Genomic DNA, 17,506 nt, shown 5'->3' on the forward strand with positions numbered 1-17,506 from the left:
TTGAGAATATCAGCGACTAAACACTTGAACGTAAAATTTGCTGAATCATCTGATTGGCTTGGGAACCATAACTGCCACCAAATAGGTTAAAATGATTCAAAATATGGTAGAGATTGTAAAGAATTTTGCGGCGAGAATAACCTTTATCTAAAGGGTAAATTTGATTATAGCCCTGATAAAATGCGGGGGAAAATCCGCCAAATACTTCGGTCATGGCGATATCAACTTCTCGATCGCCAAAATAGGCAGCCGGGTCAAAAATCACAGGTTCTCCATCATGGGTAACAGAGGCATTACCCCCCCATAAATCCCCATGCACTAAAGCGGGTTTAGGGTGATGACCGGACAACAATTCTGGTATTTTGTCAAGGAGGCGATCGCTATTTTCAAAAGTTCCTCCCCGCCGTCTGGCGAGTTTCAGTTGATAACCAATGCGATGATCTCGCCAAAACTCTCCCCAGTCAGTAGTCCAGGTATTAATTTGAGGAGTTGATCCGATCGTGTTGTTGATATCCCAACCAAACTGTTGATATCCCCGATAGTCTGGCTGGGGAGTCCACTGGTGTAGTCGCGCCAATTGCCGCCCCATTTTCTCCATAGCCTGAGAATTGCTACGACCCCCTAGCTCTAACCATTCTAGGACGATATAAGCAGAATTGCCAGCAGTACCCCAACAAATGGGTTTAGGGACGCGGATAGTTTGGGTTTCCCACATTTGTTTAACTCCCCAGGCTTCCGCTTCAAACATGGCAACCTGAGAGGCGCTATTGAGTTTCACAAAATAGCTGCGATCGCCATCATTAAGGCGATATCCCTGGTTAATGCAGCCACCACCTACAGAAGTAGGGTTATTAGCTGTAAAGGTGTGGGAGGTAGCAGTGGTTATGTGTTCGCAAATTTGATTCCACATGGTAATTTTTAGCGATCGCTTCAGGCTATATTTTAGATCAACTGTGACTCGGCTCTGAACAACCCCATGGGATTATCGGAATTTCCGCCATGAAATCGGGGGTCATATTTTAGGCGATCGCTTTAATTCCCCATAATACCAAAGGCAGAGTTAGGAACGATAATATAGTAGAAACTACCACCACGCGGGCGGTGCGTACTTGGTCGCCGCCAAATTCATTAACCATCAGAAAAGCCGTGATAGCTGTCGGCATAGCACTCTGTAAAATTAACACCTGTAAATCCAAATCACTGAGTCTTAATAGGGAACCCACACCATAGGCAATAATCGCACCACCGATTAATCTGAGAAAACTGGCTCCCACTTCATAAAGGCTAATTTTCCAGTGACTTTCGGCAATTTCTAACCCCAGCAATAATAAGCCGAGGGGAATAGCCGATTCCGCTACTAAATTCAATCCCTCATCAATATTAAAAGGCAATTTTATTGGAAGTGCGTAAAGTACCAAAGCCGCGATAATTGACCAAAATAGTGGTAATCTGAGGGTGAATTTTAAGGATGATTGCCAACCTTCCCCTTTGATGATAGCTGGCGCTGTGATTAAAACTACTAAATTCCAGGCGATTAAATAAACAATCGCCCTTTCTAGTCCGGCTTCTCCTAAAGCTAAGAGGGTGACAGATAACCCCATATTGCCAACATTTGATAGGGAGGTGGTGGCAATTAAACTTTTTTCGGTTGACCGAGACAGGTTTAAATAACGTGCGATCGCCCAAGCTACCAAACACAATGATATATAAGTCAAAATAAACCCTATTCCCATTCCTGCCATATTTTGGGGGGTAAGACTTGTCCGATATAGTGTATCAATAATCAGTATGGGAAACAGAACATACAGCAGCAGACGGGATATGGTTTGGCGATCTATAATCAGGGTTTTACCGGCAATAAAACCAATCAGAACAATGCACCCAACGGGGATAACAGCAGAAAATAAAGCAATCATCAAAGGTGGTAAAGGCTGCCAAAAACCAGCCAGATATGATCTGACTGCTATACTTTTGCGATAGTCTAACGCAACTCCAGACAATTGGGGAAGGTATCAGACTAATACATTCCCTCAAAGGGTCCTAGGAAGGTGGGTTTAGGGCGAAGAATATGGACTTGGACAACAGCTTTGACAACGGCTAGAAGTTCTCGGCGGGTATAGAATCGCATGGAATCATCCCGAAATTTGCCCCAGTCCGGTGTGCCAAAACCGATCGCATCAATCCCTAAACGATTGCATATATACACCGCGCGGGGTAGGTGGTATTGTTGGGTGATTAGTACCGCCGTCTCGATGCCAAAAATTTCCCGGGCGCGATAACAGCTTTCGTAGGTACTAAATCCCGCATAGTCCAGGCGAATGTCGTTTGAGGGAACTCCTTGGTCGATCGCATATAGCTGCATGGCCACCACTTCGTTATATTCGGGAGTGCCATTGTCTCCGGTCATTAAAATCTTTTCAACCCGTCCCAGTTTGTACAGGTCGATCGCCCCCTGAATGCGATCGGCTAACATCGGTGTAGGGGTTCCATCAGCCCAAAGTCCCGCCCCAAAGACGATCGCCACAGGTTTTTCTGGAACATCGGCGATCTCAGTATAGCGACGAGTTTGGGTGAGCAAGTTAATATATAAGTTCAGCACAAATGGCGTGAGCAGTCCGCCAATAACTGATAACACCAATAATAAACGCCAGTGTATTATTAACCATTTAGGGAACATAGTTTGGATCTGAGCGTAGAAGTTCAACATTTTACCAAAAAATTGCAGTAGCCGGGGAGCCTAGCTGATTTTTATAATTTACCCCCCCAGTTGCCTAGTTTCGGCAACATTCCCGAAATATAAACTATTCCCAGATACGGGAAAAATCCCTGTGGGAGAGGGTTTGACATAAATTTGCCAAAAATTTGCTCAAAGGGGTTGACATATATCTGATAACCTACTACTATTATTAATTGTGCGAGGGAAACAAGCAAGAGCGACAGCGAGAGCGAGTTTCCGGCAACCTCGAAAGATTTTAAGTCTTTCCTGGTGTCTATGGCTCAGTGGAACCACACCGATCCATCCCGAACTCGGATGTGAAACGCTGAAACGGCGAAGATACTTGGCGGGTAGCTGCCTGGGAAAATAGCAAGATGCCAGGATTAATATAAACTATAGCTTCCTTCCAGTGATAAACGGAGGGAGGCTTTAGTTTTTAAGGAAAAATCCCATGAAGAAACCCAAATCAGCAATTTTACCGCCCTGGATAGTCCTAGACCCTCTGCTAAAACAGTGGTTAACGGAAGATATTGGTAGGGGCGATCGCACTACTGATGGTCTGTTGAGGGGGGAAAATTTATGGGGAACAGCCCATTGGGAGGCGAAAGCCCCAGGAATTGTGGCGGGGTTACCAGTGGCGGCGCGGGTTTTTCAACTGTTAAGCGATCGCCTTCAGGTGAAACCAACGGTTAAAGATGGCGATCAGTGCGATCGTGGACAAGTAATTCTACAATTAGAAGGACCCCTAGATGCTTTGTTGATGGGGGAAAGGGTAGCCCTAAATTTGGCGATGCGACTGAGTGGGGTAGCCACTTCCACAGGTGAATATGTCGATGCGATCGCTGATTTACCGACTCAACTGGTGGATACCCGCAAAACTACCCCAGGACTGCGACTGTTGGAAAAATATGCCATTCAAGTCGGGGGGGCGAAAAATCATCGCATGGGACTTGATGATGCGGTTTTGATTAAAGATAATCATATTTTGGCGGCTGGGGGTATTGAAAAGGCGATCGCCCTAATTCGCGAAACTATGCCTTATCCTCTGACTATTGAGGTGGAAACCGAAACTATTGAACAGGTGAAAACGGCGGTAAATGCGGGGGCGGATATTATCATGTTAGATAATATGTCCCTAGCTATGATGCAAGAGGCGATCGAGATTATTCGCCAGTATAATAGCCGCATTAAAATTGAAGCATCGGGAAATATTACCCTACAAACTATTCGCCAAGTTGCCGAAATTGGTGTTGATTATATCTCCACTAGCGCCACTATTACCCGTTCCCCCTGGTTAGATATCAGCATGAATTTGGGACCTGGAAACTTGGGGATTAATGACCCTTCCAAAATTAGAATGATTTAACCTCAAACATCACAGCGCACTTGACAGGATGTTAAACCCAGATCCTCTAGCATCTGGGTGATTTCCTGTTCATAAATAGGGTTCATAATAATCACCACATCTGGTTTATAGTCTACTAAAAATGCAGGAGGGACAATTTTTTGACCAGTTCCCGCTACATACATTCCCTGTTTGCGAGGGTTAATATCAACAACATATTCAATGGCTGTCTTGGCGGCTTTCATAAAGTTTAAGAATGTCACACCTTTGGAACCACTGCCCCAAATCACCACCCGCTGACCTTGATTAACCATATCTCCTAGTTTTTGTTCCCACTCTGATAACTTATCCTCAAACTTTTGTGAAAATTCAGCAATGGTGTTAGCTAACTGATTAACCTGTTCGGTTTCGGGTTTAATGGTGCTATGGGTATCAAGATTAGGCTGGGCTTCCAGACATAAAAATTGCCCTCGGAATTCCTCCGTTATTTGTTTAACCTCAAAACCACAGGATGAGAAAGCATAGCCTAGGCTGACGGGCGCAAAATAACAGCAATGTTCATAAATAATATCCCAAACTGCCAGATTACGAAAGATATCTAAGGCATTGGGAACCTCAAAGAAAATTCCGGTTTCTGGTTTATTTCCCACTATTTGTGCGAGGGATTTTAGCAGGTTTGTGGGGGTGGGTATGTGTTCTAATGTGTGGCGACAGCAGATAAAATCTCCTTGGTAATTAGCATATTTTTCCGAATATAAATCCTGAATAAATGTCAGGCGATCGCTAAATGCTTCATGGTCAGCTAAAGGCACATAAGTCGGGTCAAAACCGATGCCGCGATTGTTCCCTAATTCACACAATAGGCTAAGAAATTCACCTTTACCACATCCAATCTCAATAATAATCTTTTCCTGTAAATTGTAGGTATTGATTAATCTGGTAGCTAAATTATGAGCATACTGCTGAAACCGAGGGGAAAAATCCAGAGCATTTTCATAAACTTGGGTATATTCTAAACGTTCTGGATCAAAAGCTATATTATCAATAAAACCGCAATCTTGACAAAAAGCCAGTTTCAAGTCGCCACGATTACAATTAATAGCCCCATCACGCTCCGACCATAATATATTACAAAAAACCGGAATATCCAACATTTCCCAAAATACTTGGCGATGTTCCGAACCGCATACCGGACAGATAGATTTTTCTAGCATAGTTAGAGGTGCTAATATTTACCTACTAACATATCATTGTCCTCATGATTTGCCTAGTCAGGTTTCCTAAGAAAGATACAAATCACAATCTAAGTTAATCAAACTTGATTTGCCAAAAAGCTATGGAGTCGATTATACTGGCAGTAAACCTATGGCTTGATTTTTTTTAAACTTAGTTATATTCAAGTTATATATCAACTATGAGCTTACCTATTCGCCAAGTTAAAGTTGTAGGATCTTATATTACAGCTCTCCAGTTCAGCGACCAAATCGAAACTATTTTGGAGTGGGGTTCTCGGCGACAAAGCCGAGTCGTTTGTGTAGCAAATGTTCATATGCTGATGGAAGCCTATTGGAATCCTGTATTTGCTCGGATCTTAGAAAATGCTGATATGGTGACTCCTGACGGAATGCCTCTAGTCTGGATGATTCGGCAAGTAGGTATTCCTCAAGACCGGGTAGCAGGAATGGATATGCTCCTTAGTCTGTGTAACTTAGCACCTTTATATAACGTCAGCGTTTTTTTCTTAGGTTCTAAACCAGAAGTGCTGGAAAAAATGCAAACCAAGATGAGCCATGAATTTCCCCGTTTAAAAGTCGCGGGGTTTAAATCTTTGCCATTTCGCCCCCTGACTCCGGCCGAAGATGAGGCATTAATCCAAGAAATTCACAATAGTGGGGCGGGGTTAGTCTTTGTTTCTCTGGGATGTCCTAAACAAGAAAAATTTATTCATCAGCATCGCGGCAAAATTCGGGCTGTGATGATCGGAATTGGGGCGGTATTTCCGGTTTATGCTGGTTTTCAGACTCGCGCCCCAGAGTGGGTGCGAGAGTCCGGGTTAGAATGGTTTTACCGATTAGTTCAAGAACCCAATCGTTTGTTTGGTCGCTATGCTAAGACAATTCCGCCGTTTATGTTATTAGCAACTAAACAACTATTAACTGAGTATCATTGGTTAAACCGGGTTAAAAAACAATACTCGGAAATTCCTAGTAATGTATTGATTGAATCGCCTAGGGGTTTAATTTATCGACCTGTGGGGCGTGTCTTACAAAGGGCGGGTTTACTTTCCCCAGATCAAGTACAGATGGTTTTACAAACTCAGCGAGTCCGAAAAAACCTGCGTTTTGGAGACATTTTAAATTCTCAAGGTTTACTGAAACCGGAAACGATAGAGTTTTTCACTGAGAAGTTACCAGAATTAGCTCTTAACAGAGAACAGCATCCTTTAGGATACTATTTAAAATCAGCGGCTTTATTAAATGAAAAGCAAATTGATATGATTTTACAAAACCAACATAAAACCGGACTCAAGTTTGGAGAAATGGCTATTAATAAGGGATGGGTTAAACCGGAGACTGTGGACTTATTTTTAGAGTTTATGGAACCGGAAATTTAATTAATAGGTTATGAGCATCAAAGGGGGAAAGTCTTTGATGGCTTGAGCCAATTTAAGTGTTTTGGGTTTTTTGGAAATATACACTAGGGGCTTGGACAGCAGCTTGCATCAACTCAAAACCGAGCCTTTTCCACTTCCAAGAGACCCACCTACCCATTTGACCATAGCAATATAGCTTTTCGGAAAATTTGATAGGAACCCGATTAATCACTTTGATATATTCCCATAAAAGCGTCCAATTTGTGAGTGCAAACTTTCTAGTTGTCTGAGAGTTATACCAATTCAAAAGAGCCGAACTACCAGCATCTTTGCGGATGGCTCGTGAGGTTTGGGAATGCTCTCTATAAAAGAAAAGAGGTTCGGGAATTTCATAAAATTCTCCCCGCAGTGCCAACTCAGCCGCCAAGGGTAAATCTGCCCATATATAATCTCCAATTAGCTGAGTTTTTCTAAGTTCATCACTTCTCATTAAGCCAAATACCATGTGTCCTGGCATATACTTACGTTGTTGCCAAAGGTCATGATATTGTTTAAATCGCTCCGTTGGTTTTGGCGATCGCAAATTGAGAATATCAGCATGAGATTTCAGCGGATTTCCTTGTTCATCAATCCAGTATTCTTGAGGGTAACACAAAACAGTAGACGGGTGAGTATCCAAGGCTTCTACACAGCGTTCTAAAAACTCGGGAGCATATAAATCATCGTGTGCTGCCCACTTAAAATATTCAGCGGTAGACAATTCAAAAGTTCGATTATAATTTTTAGCAGCACCCAAATTTTCAGGATGGCGATAATAACGGATACGCTTATCCCTAGCGGCATAATCTCGGCAAATTTCCTCGGTCCGGTCTGTGGAAGCATTATCACAAATAATCAGTTCAAAATCATCAAAAGTCTGAGACAATAGACAATCTAAAGTTTCCTGTATAAAATTTTCCCCATTGTAGACAGGTAGACCAATGCTAACGCGGGGATGAGGAGGATAAGTTTGTGCCATGTTTTACCTGTAGCCTCTTATGTGAACAACCGTCAATAAACCAGGAATGCTGTAATTAGGGATTACACATAGACAAACGAGGAACTATTCAAACTGATATTGTTGACTCCTTGCACAATACCAATAAGTTCATCAGTAACATCACCTTTATAGAAGATAGCCAACCCAGTAGGTAAACCTTGGGGACTATCTGCCAGGCGATAATCTTCTGAGCTACCGTGAAGCTGAATCACATCATTGTTAAAATCAGTAATCAGAGCATAATCTTGCCAACCGGGTTGGTCATCAATGCCATCATCATAGTAAACAGAATTACTATCACCTAAGACAAAGGTATCAAAACCGCCATTTCCTGTCAATATATCTATTTGTCCGCGTCCCGGAGTGGCGGAATTGGGGTCTGTTCCATTCAGCCAATCATCGCCTTGAGTACCAACTATGGTATTAATGGGAACGCGATTTAAAGAGGTAGAACTGTAGTAGCCAGGAAGTCCCACAGTTCGTCTGGTTTCCAGGTTCTGAATTTCCTCTACTCCGACAGCGGGTAAAGGCTCACCCTTGAAAGTTCGGAAACTGGCTGCGACATAGCTTAGAGAGGATTCATTATTAATAAAAACGGGGATATCTCCAAATTCTCCATGGAGGATATAAGCGCCCAAAACTTCAGTTTTTCCACCATTAACAGTCTCAACTAATGTCCCCTCATCCTCAGTTTTGTAGCCAAGAATCCACAAATTACCGCCATCATTCTTAATGCGGGGAGTGTGAATATTCTCTGGGTTAATCTGACGTGCCCAAACATTTTGATTAGTGAAAGACCAAGGACCGCCACTGATATCTTCAATATATAAATCCCCAGTTCCTTGACTGGTATTAAAATACTGATTAATAATCATATTGGACATAACCATAGTCCGATCGCTGTCTTGAATAAAGGTAATATTTGGGGCTTCCAAACGCTCCACAGAGACGACATCGGCACTGCCATCAGCGACGGTAATTGTGCCACTACCTAGAATAGTAGCTTCCGTGCCAATAAAGCGCTGTAGATTATTTCTTAACTGAAGATTACCGCCAATATTCCATACCCCATTAGGTAGGTAAACGGTACTAGCACCAGAATCGATCGCCGCCTGAATTGCCAGGGTATCATCAATGCCATCATTAGGTAAACCACCAAAAGCCAAAGGACTGACCCAATCAGATAAATCATCCCAAGGGACTACGGGAGTCGGCAAAACTTCCAGTTCAAAAGCCTGATTGGGAGCATCAAATAGGGTATTAAAGCCACCATTCGCCATCCACTCAGCCACATAACCATCAGGTTGAGACAAGTTACCTCGTCCATTATCATCCTGTCGAATAGCGAGTTGATAACCAGAGGTATTCAGATTATTAACATACATCCCTTTTTGATTATAAATAGCTGGTTGAGTGGCGGCTGCACCGACCCCGGTTAAGTTAGCATCCATAATCGTAAAATCACTGGAACCATCAGGCATATTCCAAATGACGGGAACGGCATTAGTGCTTTCTAAGTCTCGCACAAACAGAGTTTGATTAAAATTCTGCCAACCATAAACATTTTGATTAACAAGTTTAACGCCTTCGAGTGTTTGAGTAGCGGTAGGATTCCAAGTCCGAATACCGACATCAAATCCGACGACTTCGACATCCTTAACCAGTAGAGGTCCATTTTCATCGGTAGCGAGATCAAGACCGATCGCACCTTGTCCATCACGGGAAACTATGCGAACATTATTGAGAGTTCCCTGGTTGTTAGCGATAAAACTAATAGCGATCGCATCTGGGTTTCCCTCACCCACATCAACAGTCAAATCCCTGATACTATTACGGAACCGTTGAGCGGGTGGATTTCCGGTATCAATAACGGCAGTATCAAAACCCAAATTATCTTGGAGTCTAATAATAGTGCGATCGCGGCTTTCACCCTGAAGAATATTGCGCTTTTGACTACCAGGGTATGTAATCTGACCACTAACATCATAAACCCCATTAGGGAAGTAAATAATCCGATTTTGACCCGCATTCTCATTAATAGCCTGCTGAATAGCGGCAGTATCATCTATACCATCATTAGGAATCGCTCCATAATCCCTAACATCAACCACACCCGCATCAGCCGGGAACACAATATTTTGAGTTGTATTAGTGCCAAAATCAATAGTAAAACTACCCAAGGTGGCAGTTGGGACAAAATTACCCACCACATCACTAACGGCATTGGGTTCCATTATGACCGTATAAGTTCCGCCGTCGGAGACATCCCAAACGCCGCCAGAAGGTGCAATTTGATAGGTAGCATTCCGCGTGTTTCCATTGTCCTCACCGTAGACACGCACCAAACTAGCCAGTTGCTGAACCCCTAATGGTCCTATAACCCGAATATCGGCATCATCCAAAGTAGATTCTTGAATTTCCCAGTCATCAGAGTAGCTAACCGTGAAAGCATATCCGGTATCACTACCCAAGATAGGAGTCAAATCAGGAGCCAGTAAAGCCGCCGTTGGAGGTAACAGGTCGGGGGTATCTTCTGGAATAATGGGGGCGGCTGTATTGAAAAAGTAATCCACCTGGGAGGTAAACGGCGGAGATGATGAACCTCCCGCATTTCCCGCAAATAACCCCACCTGTTGCACTTGTAAGGCTTCCGTAAAACTCCCGGCTGTCGTCCAACTCACACCATCAGGGGAATAGTTGAGAGTCCATACATCCCCTTCTCGGTTAACTTTCAGGTGTCGGGCTTGTCCGGGTTGTACCCCCATACGAATCATAGACCGGGAACCACCGTTACGGGTTGAAGCTGCAAATAAGGCTAAACCTGAATTAGTCTTAAAGACATCAAACCTGACCCAGTTACTATCATCTTGTTCTACCAAAATCCCCTGTATTTGCTTATCTAAGGCGGGGTCGGCAGCAAATTTGATTTCTAACTCAAAATCTTGGTTTTGAGCGGGCTGCATGAGTCTGGAGGCGCTACGGTTGCGATTCCACATATCAGTAGCACCGGGAACTGATAGTTCTACATAAGCATCTGGTGTACCAGTTCCGGTGAGTAGGTAGGAACTATTATTGCTGGGACTGATAAAATTCCAGCGGGGGTCTAGGCTGTTGGTGTTGAAGTCGTCGGACTGGAAGGCTAAGTCTAACTCGGAAACGGTGAGGGAGACGGTGGCTGGGTTAGAGATAGCGCCATCATTATCTTCTACGGTATAAGTAAAGCTATCCGTACTGGTAGATGAACCGTCATGGCTATAGGTGATTGTTCCATTAGGGTTAACGGTGATATTACCGTAGTTGGGAGAGTCAACTACGGTGACGGTATCTGGGATTAAAACACCATCAGGGTCGCTATCGTTACTAAGGACGTTAATGGTAACGGCGTTACCCATCATCACTATGGCGTTATCATCATTAGCGGTGGGGGGTTGATTTTCTTGGATAGTCAGGGAGACGGTGGCTAGGTTAGAGATAGCGCCATCATCATCTTCTACGGTATAAGTAAAGCGATCGCTATTGGTAGATGAACCGTCATGGCTATAGGTGATTGTTCCGTTAGGGTTAACGGTGATATTACCGTAGTCTGGTGAGTCAACTATGGTGACGGTATCTGGGATTAAAACACCATCAGGGTCGCTATCGTTATCGAGGACGTTAATGGTAACAGCGTTTCCGGTGCGGACCGTGGCGTTATCATCGTTAGCGGTGGGGGGTTGATTTTCCAGTTGTTCATCTTCTGGAATAACAGGCGATTCGTCTTCGTCTGGTGGAATCACAACCTGACCATCTTCTGGAATAATGGGGGCGGCTGTATTGAAAAAGTAATCCACCTGGGAGGTAAATGGGGGAGATGATGAACTTCCCGCATTTCCCGCAAATAACCCCACCTGTTGCACTTGTAAGGCTTCCGTAAAACTCCCGGCTGTCGTCCAACTCACACCATCAGGGGAATAGTTGAGAGTCCATACATCCCCTTCTCGGTTAACTTTCAGGTGTCGGGCTTGTCCGGGTTGTACCCCCATACGAATCATAGACCGGGAACCACCGTTACGGGTTGAAGCTGCAAATAAGGCTAAACCTGAATTAGTCTTAAAGACATCAAACCTGACCCAGTTACTATCATCTTGTTCTACCAAAATCCCCTGTATTTGCTTATCTAAGGCGGGGTCGGCAGCAAATTTGATTTCTAACTCAAAATCTTGGTTTTGAGCGGGCTGCATGAGTCTGGAGGCGCTACGGTTGCGATTCCACATATCAGTAGCACCGGGAACTGATAGTTCTACATAAGCATCTGATGTACCAGTTCCGGTGAGTAGGTAGGAACTATTATTGTTGGGATTGATAAAATTCCAGCGGGGGTCTAGGCTGTTGGTGTTGAAGTCGTCGGACTGGAAGGCTAAGTCTAACTCGGAAACGGTGAGGGAGACGGTGGCTGGGTTAGAGATAGCGCCATCATTATCTTCTACGGTATAAGTAAAGCTATCCGTACTGGTAGATGAACCGTCATGGCTATAGGTGATTGTTCCATTAGGGTTAACGGTGATATGACCGTAGTTGGGAGAGTCAACTACGGTGACGGTATCTGGGATTAAAACACCATCAGGGTCGCTATCGTTACTAAGGACGTTAATGGTAACGGCGTTACCTATGAGGACGGTGGCGTTATCATCATTAGCGGTGGGGGGTTGATTTTCTTGGATAGTCAGGGAGACGGTGGCTAGGTTAGAGATAGCGCCATCATCATCTTCTACGGTATAAGTAAAGCGATCGCTATTGGTAGATGAACCGTCATGGCTATAGGTGATTGTTCCGTTAGGGTTAACGGTGATATTACCGTAGTCTGGTAAATCAACTACCGTCACCGTATCTGGGATTAAAACACCATCAAGGTCGCTATCGTTATTAAGGACGTTAATGGTAACGGCGTTTCCGGTGCGGACCGTGGCGTTATCATCATTAGCGGTGGGGGGTTGATTTTCTTGGATAGTCAGGGAGACGGTGGCTAGGTTAGAGATAGCGCCATCATCATCTTCTACGGTATAAGTAAAGCGATCCGTACTGGTAGATGAACCGTCATGGCTATAGGTGATTGTTCCGTTAGGGTTAACGGTGATATTACCGTAATCTGGTAAATCAACTACCGTCACCGTATCTGGGATTAAAACACCATCAAGGTCGCTATCGTTATTAAGGACGTTAATGGTAACGGTGTTTCCGGTGCGGACCGTGGCGTTATCATCATTAGCGGTGGGGGGTTGATTTTCTTGGATAGTCAGGGAGACGGTGGCTGGGTTAGAGATAGCGCCATCATCATCTTCTACGGTATAAGTAAAGCGATCCGTACTGGTAGATGAACCGTCATGGCTATAGGTGATTGTTCCGTTAGGGTTAACCGTGATAGTACCGTAGTCTGGTGAGTCAACTACCGTAACCGTATCTGGGATTAAAACACCATCAGGGTCGCTATCATTGCTCAATACATCAATGATAACGGACTGGCTTGGTTCTACTCTGACTGTATCATCGTTGGCTATGGGTGGCTGATTTCCGAGGGAGACATCTTCGGGGACAATGGGAGCCGCCATATTGAAAAAGTAATCGACCTGGGAGGTAAACATGGCTGGTGATTTTCCAGCATGACCTGCAAATAACCCCACTTCTTGGACTTGTAAATCACGGATAAAACTGCCAACTGTATTCCAATTTATACCATCTCCAGAAGATTTGAGAGTCCATAAGTTTCCTTGTCGATTTACATTCAAATATCGAGCTTCTCCCGTAGCCACGGAACCAGAAACCATCACACGGGAACTACCATTAGTGGTAGAAGCACCAAATACTGATAAGCCTGACCCAGTTTGAGATACATTAAACCTTAACCAATTCCGCTCATCTTGCTCTACCAAAATTCCCTGCATTTGCTTGGCTACAGTGGGGTCGGAAGCAAATTTAATTTCTAACTCAAAATCTTCGTTGGCGGCGGGTTGCATGAGTCGCGCAATGGTCCGATTTTGATTCCACAAATCAGTATTAGCGGGGACAGAAAGTTCTAAATAAGCATCACTTGTCCCGGTTCCTGTTAAAGCATAGGAGGAATTGGCTAGAGGTTTAATAAAATTCCATTCTGGCTTGAGGTTGCTGCTATTAAAGTCATCGGAGTTGAAGGCTAAATCTAATTCCGAAATACCCAGAAATACAGTGGCTTCGTTGGAGGTAGCACCATGATTATCTTCGACGGTATAAGTAAAGCGATCGCCACTGATATAGGAACCATTATGATTGTAAGTAACTACCCCATTTTGAATACTAACAGTGCCGTGGTTGGGTTCAGTAACGATAGTTACAGTATTCGGCATCAAGCTACCGTCAATATCTTCATCATTACTAAGAACTCTAATATTAACACTATTTCCTTGGCTAACTCTACTGTGATCATTATTGGCGATCGGTGCGAGGTTTGGTCGCTCTTCTCCATAGGGAACAACTGTAACATCACCAAAAGTGGCATCATAATAGTGAGCAACTAGGAGCAATGAACCATGAGACAAGGCTCTGAAATCTGATGATGATTTAAAGGATTGACGATCCCATTCTGTGGGTTCCGGTTCGCTTTCTTCCCAAACTTTAAAGCTATAAATACTACCATCATCTACCGTCTGCGATCGCATCTTGAAATTGTAGGTATTCCCGGCTTCGAGAGTGATGTTTCTGCCACTATTAAAGAAGGTTGATCCTTCTAAAGACAAGCCACTGCTCATGTGATAAAAACCAATTTCCCCATGAGTGCGCCACTGAACATAAGGCTGGGTTCCACCATCGGGTTGATGTCCTTTCCATCGCATTAACAGACCGATTATCCCATTAGTATTAGTTTCATGAATCGTAATGGGAACAGTGGCTTCGTAATCATCCCATCCAATGTCACCAATAGCAATTAAGCGGTCATAACCTGTTTCAGCGGTGCGGACTCCATCATCTGTTAAAGTCCACAGACCATCTACCACTTGTGCTACATCGTTAATTTGATCAACTTCACTCCAGTCAATGGAATAAGTTTTCGGCCAAGCATTTCCTAATTCATGTTTAATAGTGACAGATTCGGTAGCAATATGACCCAGTGTATCAACTGCTGTAATGACAACTATATCATCGTGATCAGATGCGGGGTTGAGATCAGTGTAAGCAATTTCAACGTTAAAGTCGCCATTTCTTGATAAACGAGGATTCCTCGATTCACCATGAACATTAAGACGAAGAGGAATTTCTGGTCCTCCATTGAGTGAGTAGCTTAGAGAAGATATACCGTCTGGGTCGAAAGCGTAACCAAGGATATTGACCCAAACTAGAGGCTTACCAATATGACCAAAACTCTGTTCTGAACCATACCAGATATCAAGAACGGTGGGATTTGGGTCTGCTGATGGTTCTTGAATGGTGATGCTAACATTCGCTAGGTTAGAGGTAGCGCCATCATTATCTTCTACGGTATAAGTAAAGCTATCCGTACCGCTAGATGAACCGTCATGGCTATAGGTGATTGTTCCGTTAGGGTTAACGGTGATATTACCGTAGTTGGGAGAGTCAACTACCGTCACCGTATCCGGGACTAAAACACCATCAGGGTCGCTATCATTACTAAGGACGTTAATGGTAACAGTGTTTCCGGTGCGGACTGTGGCGTTATCATCATTAGCGGTGGGTGGCTGATTTTCCTCGATAGTCAGGAAAACGGTAGCTTCGTTAGAGGTAGCGCCATCATCATCTTCTACGGTATAAGTAAAGCGATCCGTACTGGTAGATGAACCGTCATGGCTATAGGTGATTGTTCCGTTAGGGTTAACGGTGATAGTACCGTAGTTGGGAGAGTCAACTACCGTCACCGTATCTGGGATTAAAACACCATCAAGGTCGCTATCATTATTAAGGACGTTAATGGTAACGGCGTTTCCGGTGCGGACCGTGGCGTTATCATCATTAGCGGTGGGTGGCTGATTTTCCTCGATAGTCAGGAAAACGGTAGCTTCGTTAGAGGTAGCGCCATCATCATCTTCTACGGTATAAGTAAAGCTATCCGTACTGGTAGATGAACCGTCATGGCTATAGGTGATTGTTCCGTTAGGGTTAACGGTGATATTACCGTAGTTGGGAGAGTCAACTACCGTCACCGTATCTGGGATTAAAACACCATCAAGGTCGCTATCATTATTAAGGACGTTAATGGTAACGGCGTTTCCGGTGCGGACCGTGGCGTTATCATCATTAGCGGTGGGTGGCTGATTTTCCTCGATAGTCAGGAAAACGGTAGCTTCGTTAGAGGTAGCGCCATCATCATCTTCTACGGTATAAGTAAAGCTATCCGTACTGGTAGATGAACCGTCATGGCTATAGGTGATTGTTCCGTTAGGGTTAACGGTGATAGTACCGTAGTCTGGTAAATCAACCACCGTCACCGTATCTGGGACTAAAACACCATCCGGGTCGCTATCATTGCTCAATACATCAATGATAACGGACTGGCTTGGTTCTACTCTGACTGTATCATCATTGGCTATGGGTGGCTGATTTTCAACTGGTTCTGGAGTAACAACCTGACCATCTTCTGGAATAATAGGAGCCGCTGTATTAAAAAAGTAATCCACCTGGCTGGTAAACTGAGGAGATGATGAACTGTCAGCATTTCCCGCAAATAACCCCACCTGTTGGACTTGTAAGGCTTCCGTAAAACTCCCGGCTGTCGTCCAAGTTGAACCATCAGGGGAATAGTTGAGAGTCCAGACATCCCCAGTGCGGTTAACTTTCAGGTGTCGGGCTTGTCCGGGTTGTACCCCCATACGAATCATAGACCGGGAACCACCGTTACGGGTCGAACCCGCAAATAAGGCTAAATCTGAATTAATTTTAAAGACATCAAACCTGAGCCAGTTGTTATCATCTTGCTCTACCAAAATCCCCTGCATTTGCTTATTTAAGGCGGGGTCGGCGGCAAATTTGATTTCTAACTCAAAATCTTGGTTTTGAGCCGCCTGCATGAGTCTGGAGGCGCTACGGTTGCGATTCCACATATCAGTAGCACCAGGGACTGATAGTTCTACATAAGCATCTGATGTACCTGTTCCGGTGAGTAGGTAGGAACTGTTATTGTTGGGAGTGATAAAATTCCACCAGGCGTTGAGGCTGTTGGTGTTGAAGTCGTCGGACTCAAAGGCTAATGTGTGGCTGTAGGTTGCCATTGTGACTTGGGAAAATATCGAATCAGTATCGATAGGGTTTCCTATGCTGGCCTGAAAATCCCAGTCTCCCCCCAATTGGTGATTACCTGTGGGGGTAGTTGAGGCGCTAATATTGGCACCAGTGAGTTGATGCAGTTGTTTGAGGAAGGTTTCCCCCCTGGGTCCGGCGGCGACTCGGCAACCATAGAGGATAATAGAAATATGCTGCCGTTTATGGTTTAAGGTTTCGAGGTGTTGGCTGTAGTGGGGGAGGGTTTCTGAGGTGAGTTCCACATTTCCCAATTTCAGACAACCTGGTGAGCCGTGGCAGATGATGTGAATTTGTGCGATCGTATTATATTGGTGTAGGGTCTCCGCTATCTGTAGGACACCATCTCTGTTGGGGTCTAAAATTATGACATCTACAACTGCGCGAAGGCCCCTAATTAACTCCCGATAATCTTCAACCCCGGAGTCAATTATCACTACCTGTTGACCAGTGTTAAGGCTTTCCGATACTCTGAACGCCGACAATGGCCATTCCACGGGGAAAGACCTTGAGTTAATATCAGTGGCCATGGGGTTAATCATCGGTTAGTTAATA

Annotated in this window: 8 protein-coding genes and 1 rRNA gene; 3 read left to right on the forward strand and 6 right to left on the reverse strand. The window is 44.3% G+C overall.

All coding sequences use genetic code 11. From position 1 onward, the window contains the following. Positions 1-16 precede the first annotated feature (16 nt). The 3 genes from N39L_RS12900 to N39L_RS12910 form a co-directional block, all read right to left on the reverse strand. On the reverse strand, positions 17-910 hold the full coding sequence (locus N39L_RS12900) for a fructosamine kinase family protein (RefSeq protein ID WP_014275420.1): 894 nt from the start codon (positions 908-910) through the stop codon (positions 17-19). Positions 911-1,019: 109 nt separating this feature from the next. Continuing rightward, positions 1,020-1,916, reverse strand: coding sequence for an AEC family transporter (locus tag N39L_RS12905; protein ID WP_014275421.1), 897 nt, complete (start codon positions 1,914-1,916; stop codon positions 1,020-1,022). A gap of 101 nt (positions 1,917-2,017) precedes the next feature. Then, complete coding sequence (locus N39L_RS12910) at positions 2,018-2,707, reverse strand: SanA/YdcF family protein (protein WP_014275422.1); 690 nt, start codon at positions 2,705-2,707, stop codon at positions 2,018-2,020. A gap of 275 nt (positions 2,708-2,982) precedes the next feature. On the opposite strand from N39L_RS12910, the gene rrf reads away from it, so the two are divergent. Together rrf and nadC are read left to right on the forward strand one after the other, a co-directional pair. Continuing rightward, positions 2,983-3,099 (forward strand): 5S ribosomal RNA (gene rrf / locus N39L_RS12915). Between the two features lie 68 nt (positions 3,100-3,167). Then, positions 3,168-4,082 carry a carboxylating nicotinate-nucleotide diphosphorylase gene (gene nadC, locus N39L_RS12920; protein WP_014275424.1) on the forward strand — a complete coding sequence of 305 codons (915 nt, stop codon included), beginning with the start codon at positions 3,168-3,170 and terminating at the stop codon, positions 4,080-4,082. 2 nt (positions 4,083-4,084) lie between these two features. Here the strand turns inward: nadC and N39L_RS12925 are convergent, their stop codons facing one another. After that, positions 4,085-5,275 carry a class I SAM-dependent methyltransferase gene (locus N39L_RS12925; protein WP_014275425.1) on the reverse strand — a complete coding sequence of 397 codons (1,191 nt, stop codon included), beginning with the start codon at positions 5,273-5,275 and terminating at the stop codon, positions 4,085-4,087. Between the two features lie 200 nt (positions 5,276-5,475). On the opposite strand from N39L_RS12925, the gene N39L_RS12930 reads away from it, so the two are divergent. Continuing rightward, positions 5,476-6,675 carry a WecB/TagA/CpsF family glycosyltransferase gene (locus N39L_RS12930; RefSeq protein ID WP_014275426.1) on the forward strand — a complete coding sequence of 400 codons (1,200 nt, stop codon included), beginning with the start codon at positions 5,476-5,478 and terminating at the stop codon, positions 6,673-6,675. Between the two features lie 52 nt (positions 6,676-6,727). Here N39L_RS12930 and N39L_RS12935 read toward each other — a convergent pair whose 3' ends face one another. Both N39L_RS12935 and N39L_RS12940 read right to left on the reverse strand, forming a co-directional pair. After that, complete coding sequence (locus tag N39L_RS12935) at positions 6,728-7,672, reverse strand: glycosyltransferase family 2 protein (protein ID WP_014275427.1); 945 nt, start codon at positions 7,670-7,672, stop codon at positions 6,728-6,730. 62 nt (positions 7,673-7,734) lie between these two features. Further along, positions 7,735-17,493 (reverse strand): cadherin-like domain-containing protein, encoded by a 9,759-nt coding sequence (locus N39L_RS12940; protein ID WP_014275428.1) that lies wholly within the window; start codon positions 17,491-17,493, stop codon positions 7,735-7,737. Between the last annotated feature and the right edge of the window lie 13 nt (positions 17,494-17,506).

The organism is Limnospira platensis NIES-39 (assembly GCF_026000695.1).
GTDB classification, from domain to species: domain Bacteria; phylum Cyanobacteriota; class Cyanobacteriia; order Cyanobacteriales; family Microcoleaceae; genus Limnospira; species Limnospira platensis.